Source organism: Methylobacterium sp. Leaf112 (assembly GCF_001423295.1).
Taxonomy (GTDB): Bacteria; Pseudomonadota; Alphaproteobacteria; order Rhizobiales; family Beijerinckiaceae; genus Methylobacterium.
Genome location: NZ_LMNG01000023.1, coordinates 142,284 through 158,089, shown reverse-complemented (window position 1 = coordinate 158,089; position 15,806 = coordinate 142,284). Strand labels below are relative to the sequence as shown.

At 69.0% G+C, this 15,806-nt stretch carries 11 protein-coding genes; 4 read left to right on the top strand and 7 right to left on the bottom strand.

Annotation, left to right across the window (positions count from 1 at the left end; all coding sequences use genetic code 11):
* Positions 1-97: 97 nt before the first annotated feature.
* The 4 genes from ASF52_RS11085 to ASF52_RS11070 all read left to right on the top strand — a co-directional run bounded on the left by ASF52_RS11085 (position 98) and on the right by ASF52_RS11070 (position 6,435).
* On the top strand, positions 98-1,192 hold the full coding sequence (locus ASF52_RS11085; protein WP_056171746.1) for a lysylphosphatidylglycerol synthase domain-containing protein: 1,095 nt from the start codon (positions 98-100) through the stop codon (positions 1,190-1,192).
* A gap of 34 nt (positions 1,193-1,226) precedes the next feature.
* Positions 1,227-2,507, top strand: coding sequence for an ATP-binding protein (locus ASF52_RS11080; RefSeq protein ID WP_056171744.1), 1,281 nt, complete (start codon positions 1,227-1,229; stop codon positions 2,505-2,507).
* A gap of 105 nt (positions 2,508-2,612) precedes the next feature.
* The gene (locus ASF52_RS11075; RefSeq protein WP_156630074.1) at positions 2,613-5,093 is read left to right on the top strand and encodes a heavy metal translocating P-type ATPase; all 2,481 of its coding nucleotides are present in this window, start codon (positions 2,613-2,615) and stop codon (positions 5,091-5,093) included.
* Positions 5,094-5,235: 142 nt separating this feature from the next.
* Positions 5,236-6,435: a M20 aminoacylase family protein gene (locus tag ASF52_RS11070; RefSeq protein WP_056171740.1), complete on the top strand. Its 1,200-nt coding sequence runs from the start codon at positions 5,236-5,238 to the stop codon at positions 6,433-6,435.
* 8 nt (positions 6,436-6,443) lie between these two features.
* Here the strand turns inward: ASF52_RS11070 and truB are convergent, their stop codons facing one another.
* The 7 genes from truB to rimP form a co-directional block, all read right to left on the bottom strand.
* Positions 6,444-7,487, bottom strand: a complete 1,044-nt coding sequence (gene truB, locus ASF52_RS11065) for a tRNA pseudouridine(55) synthase TruB (RefSeq protein WP_056171739.1) — start codon at positions 7,485-7,487, stop codon at positions 6,444-6,446.
* 140 nt (positions 7,488-7,627) lie between these two features.
* Positions 7,628-8,056, bottom strand: a complete 429-nt coding sequence (gene rbfA, locus ASF52_RS11060; RefSeq protein ID WP_056171737.1) for a 30S ribosome-binding factor RbfA — start codon at positions 8,054-8,056, stop codon at positions 7,628-7,630.
* Between the two features lie 176 nt (positions 8,057-8,232).
* Complete coding sequence (locus ASF52_RS11055) at positions 8,233-9,108, bottom strand: hypothetical protein (RefSeq protein ID WP_056171735.1); 876 nt, start codon at positions 9,106-9,108, stop codon at positions 8,233-8,235.
* A 310-nt stretch (positions 9,109-9,418) separates the two neighbouring features.
* Positions 9,419-12,355 (bottom strand): translation initiation factor IF-2, encoded by a 2,937-nt coding sequence (gene infB / locus ASF52_RS11050; protein ID WP_056171733.1) that lies wholly within the window; start codon positions 12,353-12,355, stop codon positions 9,419-9,421.
* Complete coding sequence (locus tag ASF52_RS11045) at positions 12,356-13,165, bottom strand: RNA-binding protein (protein ID WP_056172172.1); 810 nt, start codon at positions 13,163-13,165, stop codon at positions 12,356-12,358. It abuts the gene before it with no gap.
* A 110-nt stretch (positions 13,166-13,275) separates the two neighbouring features.
* Entirely contained in the window at positions 13,276-14,886 is a 1,611-nt protein-coding gene (gene nusA, locus ASF52_RS11040) for a transcription termination factor NusA (protein WP_056171732.1), read from the bottom strand.
* A gap of 72 nt (positions 14,887-14,958) precedes the next feature.
* Positions 14,959-15,732: a ribosome maturation factor RimP gene (gene rimP, locus ASF52_RS11035; protein WP_056171729.1), complete on the bottom strand. Its 774-nt coding sequence runs from the start codon at positions 15,730-15,732 to the stop codon at positions 14,959-14,961.
* Positions 15,733-15,806: the final 74 nt, after the last annotated feature.

The following is a 15,806-nucleotide window of genomic DNA, read 5'->3' as shown; positions in this document are numbered from 1 at the left end:
AAATGCGGGCCACGGGCCGCGGTCCGGCACAAGCCCGGGCCATCCATGCCGCCGCCAAGGCCGAGCGGGGTGCCCGGCGGAGGCGGACGCCGATACGATGAACTTTGCGGGACAGCACAAGGAGCTCGGCCGGGCCGAGACGATCGGCGAGGACGCGTCCGGCGTCGAGCCCGACGATGCTCATTCCAGCGATTCCCGCCCCAGCGATATCCCCGCGGCTCCCGCCGCCAAGCGTTCCTTCAAGGGGCGCTACGCCTGGATCGGCACCATCGCCAGCATCGTGATCTTCGCCGTGTCGGTCTACGTCCTGTGGCGGCTCGTCGAGACGGTCACGTGGGCCGAACTCCACGCGGCCTTCACGGCGGCGACACCGGGACAGCTCGGACTCGCCTTCCTGTTCGTCGCCGTGAGCTACCTGTTCCTGACCTGCTACGACGCCCTGGCCCTGCGACAACTCCAGATCGTTGTCCCCTACCGTACGACGGCGCTCGCCTCGTTCACCAGCTATGCGGTGAGCTTCACCCTCGGTTTCCCGCTGCTGACGGCCGGCACCATCCGCTACTGGATCTATTCCGGCCGCGGCTTGAGCGCCGCCAAGATCGCCGCCCTCACGGTGATCGCAGGCTTCACCTTCTGGCTCGGCATGGGCGTGGTGCTGGGATTGAGCCTCATCGCGGAGGCCGGGCAACTCGCCGGGCTCACCTTCACCAGCATCCGCCTCAACCAGGGGGTCGGCCTCGCCGCACTCCTGTCCGTCGTCGCCTACCTCGCCTGGGTGTCGCTCAAGCGCCGCAGCGTCCGGGTGAAGGGCTGGCGCCTCGAGCTACCCGGAGCTTCGGTTTCGTTGAGCCAGATGGTGGTGGGCATCGGCGACGTCTGCGCGGCCGCCGCCACCTTGTACGTGCTGTTGCCGGCTGAAACCTCCATCGGCTTCACGACCTTCGTCGCCATCTACGTGCTCGCCGCCATGCTGGGCATCGCCTCGAATGCGCCCGGCGGCCTCGGTGTGTTCGAAGCGACGATCCTGCTCGCCCTATCGAGCCTGCCGCGCGATCAGGTGCTCGGCTCCCTGCTGCTGTTCCGGGTCTGCTACTACCTCGTGCCGTTCGTCATCGCCCTGTCGATGTTGGGGGGCTACGAAGTGCTGAAGCGCGTCCGTGCCGGGCGTCTCCGGCGCGCTGAAGGGACGTGATCGCCGCCGTCTGAAAAGCGGCAGGGAGGGCAGCATGGCACGGGGCGCGCGTCGATCCGCCTGGACCGCCGCCGCGTGCGCGAGCGTCGTTCTCGCCCTGTGCGCTTGGGCGCGCGGGACTCTGGATGCGCCGTGGATCGCCGCCTCCGTCGCGGCCCTAGCCCTCGGAGGCGTCGTCGGTGGCCTGTTCCGCACCCGTATCCGGGCAGCGCCCGAGGCCTCGGCCCACGCACGGCATTCCGTCGCCGAGGCGCTCCTCGCCAACATTCCCGATCCGGTGATCCTGGTGGACCGGCGCGCCGTGGTCATCGAGGTCAATCCCGCCGCCCGCGCGCTCCTTCCGGCCCTGAAACTTCGCCATCCGCTCTCGTTCGCCCTGCGCGCGCCCGATGTTCTCGATGGCATCGAGGAGGTGCTGCGCACCGGCGCCCCCCTGAAGACGCTCTACGCCACCCGGGTGCCCACGGAGCGTGCCTTCGAGGTGCAGATCGGCGCCCTGCCGATGCCCGACGGGCCAGCGGGCGGCCAGCCCAACGTCGTTCTGTTCCTGCGTGACCTCACCTCGGCTCGTCGCTTGGAGGCGATGCGGGTGGATTTCGTCGCCAACGCGAGCCACGAACTGCGCACCCCGCTCGCCTCGCTCCTCGGCTTCATCGAGACTCTTCAGGGGCCGGCCCGGAACGACGCCCCGGCCCGCGAGCGCTTCCTTGCCATCATGAAGACCCAGGCGCATCGAATGACGCGCCTCATCGACGACCTGCTGTCCCTGTCCCGCATCGAACTGCGCGAGCACGTGCCACCGACGAAGCCCGTCGATCTCGCCCGGATCGCCCGCGAGATGGTCGAGACGCAAAGTCCCCTTGCGCGGGAGCGCGGCGTCGAAGTGACGTTCGAGGCGGACGGCGTCCACCCAATGCCGGGCGAACGCGACGAACTCCTGCGGGTGGTCGAGAACCTCGTCGAGAACGCCGTGAAATATGGCGGCCGCGGCGGCCGCGTCGCCGTCTCGGTCGCCCGCCTCGTGGAGTTGCCGCCACGCCGCGCCCGCATCGTGCTCGCCGTGCGTGACGAAGGCCCCGGCATCGCGCCCGAGCACATCCCGCGCCTGACGGAGCGATTCTACCGCGTCGACGTCGCCTCGAGTCGGGATCAAGGCGGCACGGGCCTGGGCCTCGCCATCGTCAAGCATATCGTCAACCGCCACCGTGGCCGCCTCGTCATCGAGAGCGCTCCGGGTGCCGGGACCACCGTGCGGGTGTCCTTTCCCGAATTCGTCATGGAGCCCGGCAACGCGGCCGAGACGGCCGGACGGTGAGCCCATGCGCTCGGACGAATCCCCCGAGCGCGACGCATTTGCGACATACCGGGCGTGCGCCCACGTTCGATTTTCCTCCCCGGGCCGAAGCCCCACATGAGGAGCATGACACGCCCTGCGCACGCCTCTCCTCCTTCGTTGCCCAACCGCTTCGACTTTCCGGTCACCGGCTTGTCCTGTGCCTCCTGCGTGGGGCGGGTAGAGCGTGCCCTGACGGCGCTACCGGGAGCATCGGAGGTTGTGGTCAACCTCGCAACGGGGCGTGCCAGCCTGCGCCTCGACGGCACCGGTGCGGGGGCGGCCGTGGAAGCCATCGCCCGGGCGGGCTACGGCGTCCCGGAAGCGACGACGGCGTTCGATATCACCGGCCTGTCCTGCGCCTCCTGCGTGGCTCGAGCCGAGCGTGCCCTCGTGGGCGTCCCGGGGGTGATCGCAGCGTCCGTCAATCTGGCCACGGGGCGCGCCACCGTGCGTCACACGGAAGGGGTGGTCGCGTTCGATAGACTCGCCGCAGCCGTAAGGGGGGCGGGCTACGAGGCCGTTTCGGGCGCCGTCGCCGCGCGGGAGACAACCGAAAGCCGTCGGCAGGCGGAGCGAGCCACCCTCCAGCGCGATCTTCTTGTCGCCGCTCTCCTGGCAACACCCGTCGTCGTCCTCGATATGGGCGGCCACATCGTCCCCGGCCTTCACCATGCCACCGGGACGATGATCACGGCCTGGATTCAAACCATCCTGGCGACCCTGGTCCTGGCCGGTCCAGGCCGCCGCTTCTTCGTTCAGGGCGTTCCGAGTCTCCTGCGCGGTCACCCCGACATGAACGCCCTCGTCGCCCTCGGGGCCGGCGCGGCCTACCTGTACTCCCTGGTCTCGGCCTTCGCCCCGCATTGGCTGCCGCCCGGCACCGCGCATCTCTATTTCGAGGCGGCGGTGCTCATCGTCACCCTCATCCTCCTCGGGCGCACCCTGGAGGCACGGGCCAAGAGCCGTACGGGTGCCGCCATCGCCCGCCTCGTGGGTCTGTCGCCCACCACTGCCCGTGTGATCCGCGACGGCGGGGAGCGGTCCGTGGCGCAGGCGGATCTGCGCCTCGGGGACGTGGTGCGGGTCCGCCCCGGCGAGCGCGTCTCGGCCGATGGCACCGTGGTCGCGGGAACGAGCTTCGTCGACGAAAGCATGGTGACGGGCGAGCCCGTGCCCGTCTCCAAGGGCGTCGGCGATGCCGTCATCGGCGGGACGCTCAACACCACGGGCGGATTCGACCTCGCCGTCGGAGCCATCGGGACCGAAACGGCCTTGGCCCGGATCGTCGCCATGGTCGAGGCCGCGCAGGGCGGTAAGCTCCCGATCCAGGCCGTGGTCGATCGGGTCACCGCCTGGTTCGTACCCGCCGTCATGATCGTCTCGGCCCTGACCTTCGTCGCCTGGTTCGTCCTCGGCCCGAGCCCGGCCCTGGGCTTCGCCCTCGTCAACGCCATCGCGGTGCTCATCATCGCCTGTCCGTGCGCCATGGGCCTGGCGACGCCGACCTCGATCATGGTCGGTACGGGGCGAGCGGCCGAACGCGGCGTTCTGTTTCGCAGTGGTACCGCTCTCCAGGCTTTGCGCGATGCGCAGGTGGTTGCCCTCGACAAGACCGGGACCCTCACGGAGGGTCGGCCGAGCCTGACCGATCTCGTGCCGGCACCGGACTTCTCGGACAACGAGGTTCTGGCGCTGGCCGCGGCCCTCGAAGCGCGTTCGGAACATCCCGTCGCCCGTGCCATCGTGGAAGCGGCCGAAGCGCGGGGGCTTACCCTCGCGCCGGTGACCGAGTTCGAGGCTTCGCCGGGGTACGGCGTCACCGGGCGCGTCGCCGGCCGATCGGTGGCGGTCGGGGCGGACCGTCACATGGCCCGGCTCGGTATCGCCACCGCCGCACTCGCCGCGCAGGCCGCCGCCCTGGAGATGCGAGGCCGCAGTCCTCTCTACGTCGCCGTGGATGGGCGCTTGGCCGCCCTCGTCGCCGTCGCCGATCCGATCAAGCCGGGTGCAGCCGAGGCCGTCGCAGCCCTGAAGAGGCGCGGCCTCGCCGTTGCCATGGTGACCGGCGACGCACGCGGTGCCGCCGAAGGCGTGGCCAGAACCCTCGGGATCGACACGGTTTTCGCCGCGCTTCTTCCCGACGGCAAGGTCGAGGCCGTGCGCGCGTTGCGGGCACGCTACGGCACCGTGGCCTTCGTCGGCGACGGGATCAACGATGCACCGGCCCTGGCGGAGGCGGAGATCGGTATCGCCATCGGCACGGGTACGGACATCGCCGTCGAGAGTGCCGACGTGGTGCTGATGTCCGGTGCCCTGGACGGCCTCGTCACCGCGATCGGTCTGTCGCGGGCGGTGATGCGCAACATCCGGCAGAATCTGTTCTGGGCGTTCGCCTACAACGTCGCCCTGATCCCCGTGGCGGCGGGCCTGCTCCACGCCTTCGGCGGTCCCCTGCTGTCGCCGGTGCTGGCTGCGGCCGCCATGGCCGTGTCGAGCGTCTTCGTGCTGGCCAACGCCCTTCGCCTGCGCCGGGCCGACGGGGCGCGCGAGGTCGTCACCGGGTGATTCGCCGCCACATCCCGAAATCGGGTAGGTTCGATGCGGTCGTGGGCCCGATCACGCGTCTGGCCCCTTGTTTGCTGGGTCGTCTTGCGTTTGTCACCCGAAGTCCATCCTGAGAGGGGCCGCCCCTTCGAAAGTCAGTCCCATGCCCGTCCTCGACCGGATCGCAGCCCTGGCGCCGGAGATCACCGCCTGGCGCCACGATCTGCACGCCCATCCGGAACTGCAATACGACGTCCACCGGACCGCTGGCTTCGTCGCCGACAAGCTCAGGGCCTTCGGCTGCGACGAGGTGGTAACCGGCATCGGTCGTACCGGCGTCGTCGGGGTGATCCGGGGGCGGGCGCACGGCTCGAACCGGGTCATCGGCCTGCGCGCGGATATGGACGCACTGCCGATCCGGGAAGTGCGCGATCTGCCCTATCGCTCGACGAACCCCGGGAAGATGCATGCCTGCGGGCATGACGGTCATACGGCCATGCTGCTCGGCGCGGCGCGGTATCTCACCGAAACCCGCGACTTCGACGGAACGGCGGTGATGATCTTCCAGCCGGCGGAAGAGGGCGGCGGCGGCGGCGAGGCCATGGTCCGCGATGGGCTCATGGAGCGCTTCGGCATCGAGACCGTCTACGGCATGCACAACATTCCGGGTCTGGCGGTCGGTCACTTCGCCATTCGGCCCGGCCCGATCATGGCCTCCACCGACCGCTTCACCATCACCGTCGAGGGCAAGGGCGGCCACGCCGCACAGCCGCACGCGGCCATCGACAGTGTCTTGGTGGCGAGCCACGTCGTGGTTGCCCTCCAATCCATCGTGGCGCGTTCCGTCGACCCCCTCGACAGCGCGGTGGTCTCGGTCTGCGCTCTGGAAGCCGGAGAGGCCTTCAACGTCCTGCCGCAATGCGTGACCCTGCGGGGGACCATGCGGGCCCTGTCGAAACCCGTGCGGACTCTGGTCCAGGGACGCATCGAAGCGGTGGTCACCAACGTCGCGGCGGCCTTCGGCGCACACGGAAGCATCGTGTTCGGCAGCGGCTACCCGGTGACCGAGAACCACCCGGCGGAGACGGATTTCATCGCCGACGTGGCGGCCGGTCTCGTGGGCGAATCACAGGTCGAGCGCGCTGTGGCGCCCATGATGGCGGCGGAGGATTTCTCCTACATGCTCGCCCACCGGCCCGGTGCCTACATCTTCCTCGGCAACGGAGCCAGCGCCGGACTGCACCACCCGGAATACGATTTCAACGATGCGGCCGCCCCGTACGGCGCCTCGCTCTGGGCGCGCGTCATCGAGACCGGGCTGCCCCTCCGGTCGGGCACGCCCGCGTCGGGCGACCCGGCCTGAGGTCCGGTTCAGCCCCGCTGGGGCGCGGTACCGCCGAGATGGAACACCCGGTGTGGCACCAGTTCGCCGCGCTCGACATCGCCGACCGCCACCAGGATGCCGCCGCAGGTGGCGAAGGCTTTGCCCTCCACCGGGGCGTCGCGCCCACGCAGGATCACCGCCTGACCGCGCATCAGGCGTAGTGCCATGTCGCGGGAGACGGGCACCGACGGAACGGCGTCGAGGGCCGTTTCGACGGGATGAAGGTGCGGACCGTTCCCGTCGGGGCCGGCTTCCTCGAGGGTGGCGACGACGCAGGATTCGGCCTCGGCGAAGGGACCGACGCGGGTACGGCGCAGGGCCGAGACATGGCCGTAGCAGCCGAGCATCCGCCCGAGGTCGCGGGCGAGCGCCCGCACATAGGTGCCCTTGCCGCACTCCGCCTCGATCACCGTGCGCTGTCCGTCATGCTCCACCACGGCGAGGTGGTCGATCTGGACGGGGCGAGCCACAAGCACCACCTCCTCGCCGTCGCGGGCGAGGTCGTAGGCGCGTTCCCCGGCGATCTTGATGGCCGAGTAGCGCGGCGGCACCTGCTCGATGGCGCCGACGAAGCTCGGCAAAGCGGCTTCCACGGCCCCGCGCTCGGGCCGGCTCTCGCTGGTGGCGACGGGGCGCCCCTCGGCGTCGTCCGTGTCCGTCTCGATGCCCCAGGTGACCGTGAACACGTAGGCCTTGCGGCCGTCCATGACGAACGGAACGGTCTTGGTCGCCTCACCCAGCGCGATGGGAAGGATGCCGGATGCCAGGGGGTCGAGGGTGCCGGCATGGCCGGCCTTTTTGGCATTGAAGGCGCGCTTCACCACCGCGACCGCATGGGTCGAGGTCATGCCGACGCCCTTGTCGAGGATCACCCAGCCGTTGACGTCGCGGCGCTTGGGGCGGTCGGGCCGTGGCCCGCCGCGCGGCGGCCGGCGTCCTTCGGCGGGGCGAGCATCGGCGGCCGTGTCGTCCGCGCCGAGGGGCGGCGGAACACCCTCATCGGGGGATTCGATGGTCGTGTCGTTGGTCATGCTGTCCTCGGTCGAGGGACGGGGCGCACGCGGGGCCAGGGCCGTCCGGTCTTGGTGTCTGGAAAAAAGATCGGCGCGGGAATGCTACGGCGTCCCCTGGTCGTACGTTCGGGGTCCGCTTCGGGACACCGACGGAACTATCAGGCCGCCTCCGGGTCCGGTCCGTCCTCGTTGGACTTCTGCGCGTCGAGGTCGCGCCGGACCTTGTCCGTGCGCAGGAGGGCGTCGATCCGGTCGGCCTCGTCGAAGGTCGCATCGCGTAAGAAGCGCAGGTCGGGCGCGAACTTGAGGTTCACCCGGCGGGCCACCTCCTGGCGCAGGGCCTTCTTGTTGCGCTCCAGGGCGGCGATCACCGGTGCTTCGTTCTGGCCGCCGAGCGGCATGATGTAGGCCGTGGCGAGCTTCAGGTCCGTCGACATGCGGACCTCCGGCACGGTGATGACGTGCGCGCTCAGCACCGGATCCTGGATGTCGCCGCGCTGGAGCACCTCCGCGATGGCGTGGCGGACGAGCTCGGCCACGCGCTGCTGGCGCTGCCTCGGTCCGGTCGGGGTCTGTCTCTGAGCCATGAACGGTTCTGATCGTCTTGTCGGAACGGAGGGTTGGCGACCCGCCCCCCACCGCCCGGCGGACGGAGCTCGAGGGGAAGACCGCCATCGGTCCGTCACTGATACGGAGCATCGATCCGCCGCCGCTTGGAAAACGGAAGCCGGCCAGACCGAAGCGGATGTCGAAGGGGCCTCTCTTAGCCCAAATACTCGTTCCGGATATAGGCCTGTTGTGCGCGTTTCGCCGTCGCCGGGGTACGGGCCGGGTGGTCGTGAATGTGCGCGGCGAACATCCGGTCGATCCATTGCGCGTTTTTGAAGATGCGCTTCGACCGCAGGAGGTTGAACGGCGCGATCTTCCGCATGGGGTGGGCTGCGTTGAACTCGGCCACCGCCAGCAGCTCGCCGTTCCACGGATTGCAGCCGTCCATGGCGACATCGTCGAGGTAGACCGGCACGATGGGCAGGTACCGGTCGGGGGCACCGTCGAGCACCGGCAGGGTTCGTACCGTCGAGGAGTAATAGTCCACGTCCACCGAAACGAAGCCGATGGGGGCGTCGGGGCCGACGCCGGCGAGGTAGCCCGGGATCGTCTCGGCGACGTCGCCGATGAGCAGGCGGCAGCGCTCAGGCAGGGCGCGGCGCAGGGCCTCGAAATCCATCGGATAATCGCCCTCCTGGAAATATTCCGGCAGGTCGCGGTGATCCACGGCGGGGGGCATGCCGGTGCCGGTGTCGAAGCCGACGACGTCGATGCTCACCCCCGTCGCGGCTTCCGTGCGTGCCGCGAGCGCGCACATGTTGAGGAGGCCCGCTCCCGTGGCCACGCCGAACTCCAGGATCGCGATCCGCTTGAGGCCGAGCTTCTTTGCCGATTCCGCGGCGAACAGGATCGGGTAAGCGTATTGCTGGCGCACCACGAGGTCGAAGGCGACCTTGGCCGGGTAGCTGCCGAACAGGGCCACGCCCGCCGAAATGATGTTCAGATGCAGGGGCTCGGTGAGCCGCTCGACGAAGATCTTCCGGTACTTGTTGTCCGACAGGGCCCGTCGCAGGGCGTATGAGTTCAGCATCGTGCCCGCCTCGACCGGGCCGTATGCCGGTCGTTCCGCGGCCCATATAGCCGCCTCGCACCTGTAGCGACGAGAGGGCCGTGTGCCTTCCCCCAGCCAAACTCGACGATGCGGTTAAGGCCCGACATCGCGACCAGGGCATGCCTGCGCGGGACGCGATTCCCCGCCATGGTCGATCATCCCCGTCTGGTGCAACGACGGACACCCGCTGCCGACCGGTGAACCCCGCGTGCCGCGCGTTGTGGCCGGAAACGAGAACAGGGCCGCGACGGATGCCGCGGCCCTGTTCGTCTGGATCCTGCCCGTACGCTCAGAGCGTGCGGCGGATTTCCTCGACCCGGTAGCACTCGATGGTGTCGCCGGCCCGCATGTCCTGGAAGTTCTCGAAGGACATACCGCACTCGTAGCCGGAGATGACCTCCTTGGCGTCGTCCTTGAGGCGCTTGAGCTGCGAGAGCTTGCCCTCGTGGATGACCACGCTATCGCGGATGAGGCGAACGTGGGCGCCACGCTGGACCACGCCGTCCGTGACGCGGCAACCGGCGATCTTGCCGACCTTCGACACGTCGAAGATCTGCAGGATCTGGGCTTCGCCCAAGCGCTCTTCGCGGAGCGTCGGGGGCAGCATGCCCGACAGGGTCGCTTTGATGTCGTCCACGAGGTCGTAGATGATGTTGTAGTAGCGGATCTCGACGCCCTTGTTCTCGGCCGACTCGCGCGCTTCCTTGTGGGCCCGCACGTTGAAGCCGATGACGACGGCCTTGGAAGCCTCCGCCAGGGTGATGTCCGACTCGGTGATGCCGCCCACACCCGAGAGCAGGATGCGCGCCGACACCTCGTCGTTGCCGAGCTTCTCCAGGGCGCCCGTGATGGCTTCCACCGAACCCTGCACGTCGCCCTTGACGACCAGCGCCAGTTCCTTGCGGCCGGCGCCTTCCTTGAGGTCGCGCATCATGTCGACGAGCGAACGGTTAGCGCCGCCCGTGCGGGCTGCGATGCGCTCGCGCTTCTGACGGGCACGGTACTCGGTGACCTCGCGAGCACGGGCCTCGTTCGGCACCACCACGACACGGTCACCCGCATCCGGCGTTCCGTTGAAGCCGAGCACTTCCACCGGTACCGAGGGACCGGCGTAGGGAACGTTCTCGCCCTTGTCGTCGATGAGGGCGCGAACACGACCCCACTCGGCGCCGGCCACGACGATGTCGCCGGTGAACAGGGTGCCGCGCTGCACGAGGACAGTGGCCACGGGGCCGCGACCGCGATCGAGCTTGGCCTCGATGACCGTGCCCTCGCCGTCGCGCGTCTCGTTGGCGCGCAGGTTCATGATCTCGGCCTGCAACTGCAGACCATCGAGCAGTTCCTCGAGACCGTCGCCGGTCTTGGCCGAGACCTCGAATTCGAGGGTCTCGCCGCCCATGGACTCGACCTGGATGTCGTGCTGCAACAGCTCGGTACGGACCCGCTGCGGGTTCGCCTCGGGCTTGTCGATCTTGTTGATCGCCAGGATGAGGGGCACGCCCGCCGCCTTGGCGTGGGCGATGGCCTCCACCGTCTGGGGCATGACGCCGTCATCGGCCGCCACCACCAGCACGACGATGTCCGTCACCTTGGCGCCACGGGCGCGCATGGAGGTGAAGGCCGCGTGGCCGGGGGTATCGATGAACGTCACCATGTCGCCGCTGGGGGCCGCGACCTGGTAGGCGCCGATGTGCTGCGTGATGCCGCCGGCCTCGCCCGAGACCACGGTGGTCTTGCGGATGGCATCGAGCAGCGAGGTCTTGCCGTGGTCGACGTGACCCATGATCGTGACGACGGGGGGACGGGGATCGAGATCCTCCTCCAGTTCCGGCTCGTCGCTGAACAAGCCTTCCTCGACGTCCGACTCCGCGACGCGGCGCACGGTGTGGCCGAGCTCCTCGGCGATGAGCTGCGCTGAGTCCGAGTCGATCACGTCGGTGATCTTGTGGATCTCGCCCTGCTTCATCAGCAGTCGGATCACGTCCACGGCCCGCTCCGACATGCGGTTGGCGAGTTCCTGAATCGTGATCGTCTCCGGGATCGTCACCTCACGCGAGAGCTTCTCTTTCTGCTCGACGTGACGGTTGCCGCTCATACGCTGCTGGCGACGGCGGAACGAAGCGACGGAGCGCGTGCGCTCGTCCTCGCCCGAAGTCGCGGTCGCTATGGTGAGACGTCCGCGATTCCGGTCGCCGCCCGGCTGCTTCGGGGTCTTGGGCGGCGTGATGATCTTGAGCGGCATGCCGGGACGGCGGATCACGCGCTTCTGCTCGTTCTCCTCCTCGGCGGCCTGCGGACGACCCGGCGTGCGGGCCGTGGTGGCAGCACCGGCCGGACGCGCGGCGGTGGCCGTCGTCGGCGTGGTCGGCTCCGGCTCGGGGGCCGGGGCGGGGCGGGCCATGAAGTTGAGGTCGCGCGGCTTGCGCACGTCCGCCGTGATCGTCTTGCGCGGCTCGGAGGAAGCCGGGCGCGCAGTCAGGGGCGGACGTGACGCAGGCGCTGCAGGTGCAGCGGCGGGACGCACCGGAGCCGCAGCGGTGGCTGCAGGGGCCGCCGGCGCGCGCGGAGCCGCGGGCGGCGTGCGAACGATGGTCGGGGCCGCCGGCATCGGCGCCGTCTTGGAGACGGTGGGCGCCGGTGCAGGCGCCGCGTCGTCGGCAGCGACAGCCTTCGCGGCTTCCTTCGAAGCCTCCCTGGCGGCCTCGTCGGCCGCGCGGCGCGCTTCCTCGGCGGCGGCGAGGCGAGCCTCTTCTTCCTGACGGCGACGGGCTTCCTCGTCGCGCTTGCGCGCTTCGGCGGCCTCACGCTCGCGCTGCTCGACGGCCAAGCGTTCGCGTTCGGCGGCGGCATCCGCCTCCGCACGTTGCTTGGCCTCGGCCTCGCGACGCTTCGCATCGGCGAGGGCGGCCGCGCGGGCGTTGCTCTCCTGCTCGCTCAGCGTGCGCAGCACGACGCCCGACGCCGAGCGCTGAGCCTGGCGGGGCGCTGCGGGGGGCGGAGGGGGCGCAACGCGCGTCGCCGGAGCGACAGGTGTCGTTTCCCGTACGGGTGCGGCCGGTGCCGCGCCGATCACACGACGCTTCACCGTCTCGACCACGACCTGCTTGGTACGGCCATGGGAGAAGCTCTGACGCACCGTTCCCTGCTCGATCGGGCGCTTCAAGGACAGCGGCTTCGAAGGGGGTCTCGCCTGCGTCTTGTCGCCCGGATTGTTCGTATCGCTCATTCAGTCCAAACCCTGAGGGTTTCCATCGTCCCGAGAACCGGCAAACTGCTGTGCGCCGGGCGAATCCGTCACTTCGTCGTCGTGCAGATCGGAAGTGGTTCGCCCATAACGGGCGGAACCGGCCTCCTCGGCCGTCGTCGCCAAACCTTCGAAGGAACGGAGCCGACGCCAACGCGCAAGGCAGCCGGAACTCCCGACTCCTGCGACGAGAGCCGCATGTATCACATGATCCCGGCCCAAGGCCACGCCCAATTCTTCATTGGACAGGCTATCGATGACGGGAATGCGGGATATGGCATCGCCATGGCGGCGGTGCAATGCCGCCGCGATCTTCCGGCGGCCGTCGGCGCTGCCGTCGTGCGCCTGGATCACCGCCGCGACGCCGGCCTTGTCGCCGATGGCCGCCTCGACCTTGGCGAAGCCCGCCACCACGCAGCCGGCCTTGTTGGCGAGCGACAGGGATTGACGCAAATCTGCCCGGAGGCCTTCCGCGATTCGGTCCGCGAGGTCGGCCGGTGCCGCAGCGTCCTTGGTCTTGAACGCCCGTTGGAACGCGCGTTTCTTCAAGGCTTCGATCACCACCGCGCGCGTCGGCGTGAGCCACGCGCCTCGCCCGGGAAGCCTGGCCCGCAGATCGGCCACCACCTCACCGTCGGGCGAGAGTACGAATCGAATGAGCCCGTCGGGCGGCCGCTTCGTGCGGGTGACGATACAGCTCCGCTCCGCGCCCTGGCGGCCACGGCCGAGCCCGGCATCGAGCAACGCGCTCAATTCCGTCTCCGTTGCCTCGGCCGCGGGATCGACAGCCATGGGATCGTCGGGGATGGGCGCCATGGCATCCTGAGGGACGGGGGGATTTATGCGAAAACGGAGGGGCCGGGCTCGCCGGTTCCCTCCGCTCGATGTTCAGGTGTCGGCGATCAGGCGGTGGCAGGCGCCTCGGCATCCTCGGCCGCACCGTCCGCTTCGGCGGCTTCCGTCGGCGCCTCGATCCAGCCGGCATGCACGCGGGCCGCCATCACCATGGCCTCTGCTTCCGTGCGGGAAACCTCGAACCCATCGAGATAGCCGGCGTGGCGCGTCGCCTCGGGGCCGCGCCCCTCGGTGTAGCCGACGAGATCGTCCGTGGCGCAGCCGGCGAGATCCTCGATGGTCTTCACGTCGTTCTCACCGAGCGCCACCAGCATCGGGGTGGTGATGCCGTCGATCTCGCGCAACTCGTCCTGCACGCCGAGCTCCTGGCGCTTGGCGTCGAATTCCGATTCGATCCGGGCGAGGTGGTCCTGCGCACGTGCCTGGATCTCGGTGCCGCTTTCCTCGTCGAGGCCCTGGATGTTGGCGAGTTCGCCGGGTTCGACGTAGGCGATCTCCTCGACGTTGCGGAACCCTTCGGCCGCCAGCAGCTGACCGACGGTCTCGTCGACGTCGAGGGCTTCCATGAAGATGGCGGTGCGCTCGGCGAACTCTTTCTGGCGGCGCTCCGACTCCTCGGCCTCGGTGAGGATGTCGATATCCCAGCCGGTGAGCTGCGAGGCGAGGCGCACGTTCTGGCCGCGGCGTCCGATGGCCAGGGAAAGCTGGTCGTCCGGCACCACCACCTCGATGCGGTCGGCCTCCTCGTCGAGCACCACCTTCACGACCTCGGCCGGCTGGAGCGCGTTGACGATGAAGGTGGCCTGATCCTCGGACCACGGAATGATGTCGATCTTCTCACCTTGAAGCTCGCCGACGACGGCCTGGACGCGCGAACCGCGCATGCCGACGCAGGCGCCGACCGGATCGATGGAGCCATCGCGCGAGATCACCGCGATCTTGGCGCGCGAGCCCGGATCGCGGGCCACCGCTTTCACCTCGACGATACCGTCGTAGATCTCCGGAACCTCCTGGCCGAAGAGCTTGGCCATGAACTGCGGATGCGAGCGCGACAGGAAGATCTGCGGCCCACGCACCTCGCGGCGCACGTCGAACAGGTAGGAGCGGATTCGGTCGCCGGGGCGGAAGGTCTCGCGCGGAATCATCTCGTCGCGGCGGACGATGCCCTCGCCGCGTCCGAGATCGACGATGACGTTGCCGTACTCGACGCGCTTCACGAGGCCGTTCACGACCTCGCCGATGCGGTCCTTGTACTCGTCGAACTGACGGTCGCGCTCGGCGTCGCGTACCTTCTGGACGATGACCTGCTTGGCCGACTGGGCGGCGACGCGGCCGAAATCGAAGGGCGGCAGAGTGTCGGAGATCACGTCGCCCACGAGGGCGCCGGGGTTGTAGCGGCGGGCCTGATCGAGGGTGACCTCGCGGGCGTCGTTCTCGACCTGATCCACCACCACGAGGTGGCGTGACAGGCGGAGCGCGCCGGTCTTCGGATCGATCTCGGCATGCACGTCCGTCTCGGCGCCGTAGCGCGAGCGGGCCGCCTTGGCGATGGCCTCCTCCATGGCGTCTATGACGATGGAGCGGTCGATCACCTTTTCGCGCGCGACTGCTTCGGCGATCTGCAGGAGTTCGAGCCTGTTGGCGCTGACGACGGCCATCGGTTTTCGTCCTTCTCTTCGTCGTGGTTTTTTCGTGATCGCGTCGCGCGTTCGAGCGCGATCCGGGCGTTTCTAGTGAAGCTTGCCGTCATCCTTCACCCGGACCGCCTTGGTGCGGATGGGCTTGGCCTTGTTCTGGGCCTTGATGGCGAGGCTCGCTTCGGTTTCGATCTTCTCGGACTTGGGCCGGGCCGAAGCCTTCGGCTTAAGCGGCCGTGAAATCTTCTTCTTAAGGGGGGGCGCCGGCTCGGCCTCGGGGCCGTCCTCGTCCTCGTCCTCGTCGTCCAGCATCGGCGGCGGGCCACCGCCCCGGCGCAGGGACTCACGCACCAGATCGTCCGTCAGGACGAGATAGGCATCGCCGAGATCGCGCAAGGGCAGATCGATCCGGCTCGGCAGGCCTTCCTTCACGTCGGGCAGGTCGATGGGCACCGTGAGCCCGTCCGGATTGGGCGTGCGGATGATCCCACGGAACCGCTTGCGACCCTCGAGGGGCACGGCGAGCTCGATCTTTGCCTCGTAGCCGGCCCAGCGCTCGAAATCGACGGCCCGCACCAGGGGACGGTCGATGCCCGGCGAGGAGATCTCGAGGTAGTACGGCTTGCCGATGGGGTCATCGAGGTCGAGGAGCGGCGAGATCGCCCGGCTCACCGCCTCGCAATCGTCCACCGACATGGTGCCGTCCGGCCGCTCGGCCATGATCTGCACCGTGCAGCCGTTGGCGCTCGAGACCCGCACCCGCACCACCCGAAAGCCCAAGCCTTCGATGGAAGCCTCGATGACCTGGACGACGCGCGCGGCGACGCCGGTCTCGGTGATCAGACGTTTTTCGGGAGAGTCCGCCATGCTGCGCTTAAAGTCCGGCCTTGGTCGAAGGGATCCGGTGGCGCTGAGCTTGCGGCAATAAAAAAGAGCGGACC

What these genes read in the sequence shown, in the direction of transcription:
- nusA (WP_056171732.1), bottom strand. Translation starts at nt 14,886, where the DNA reads ATGGCCGTCGTCAGCGCCAACAGGCTCGAACTCCTGCAGATCGCCGAA.
- truB (WP_056171739.1), bottom strand. Translation starts at nt 7,487, where the DNA reads ATGACCAACGACACGACCATCGAATCCCCCGATGAGGGTGTTCCGCCG.
- ASF52_RS11045 (WP_056172172.1), bottom strand. Translation starts at nt 13,165, where the DNA reads ATGGCTGTCGATCCCGCGGCCGAGGCAACGGAGACGGAATTGAGCGCG.
- ASF52_RS11070 (WP_056171740.1), top strand. Translation starts at nt 5,236, where the DNA reads ATGCCCGTCCTCGACCGGATCGCAGCCCTGGCGCCGGAGATCACCGCC.
- rbfA (WP_056171737.1), bottom strand. Translation starts at nt 8,056, where the DNA reads ATGGCTCAGAGACAGACCCCGACCGGACCGAGGCAGCGCCAGCAGCGC.
- ASF52_RS11080 (WP_056171744.1), top strand. Translation starts at nt 1,227, where the DNA reads ATGGCACGGGGCGCGCGTCGATCCGCCTGGACCGCCGCCGCGTGCGCG.
- ASF52_RS11055 (WP_056171735.1), bottom strand. Translation starts at nt 9,108, where the DNA reads ATGCTGAACTCATACGCCCTGCGACGGGCCCTGTCGGACAACAAGTAC.
- infB (WP_056171733.1), bottom strand. Translation starts at nt 12,355, where the DNA reads ATGAGCGATACGAACAATCCGGGCGACAAGACGCAGGCGAGACCCCCT.
- ASF52_RS11085 (WP_056171746.1), top strand. Translation starts at nt 98, where the DNA reads ATGAACTTTGCGGGACAGCACAAGGAGCTCGGCCGGGCCGAGACGATC.
- rimP (WP_056171729.1), bottom strand. Translation starts at nt 15,732, where the DNA reads ATGGCGGACTCTCCCGAAAAACGTCTGATCACCGAGACCGGCGTCGCC.
- ASF52_RS11075 (WP_156630074.1), top strand. Translation starts at nt 2,613, where the DNA reads ATGACACGCCCTGCGCACGCCTCTCCTCCTTCGTTGCCCAACCGCTTC.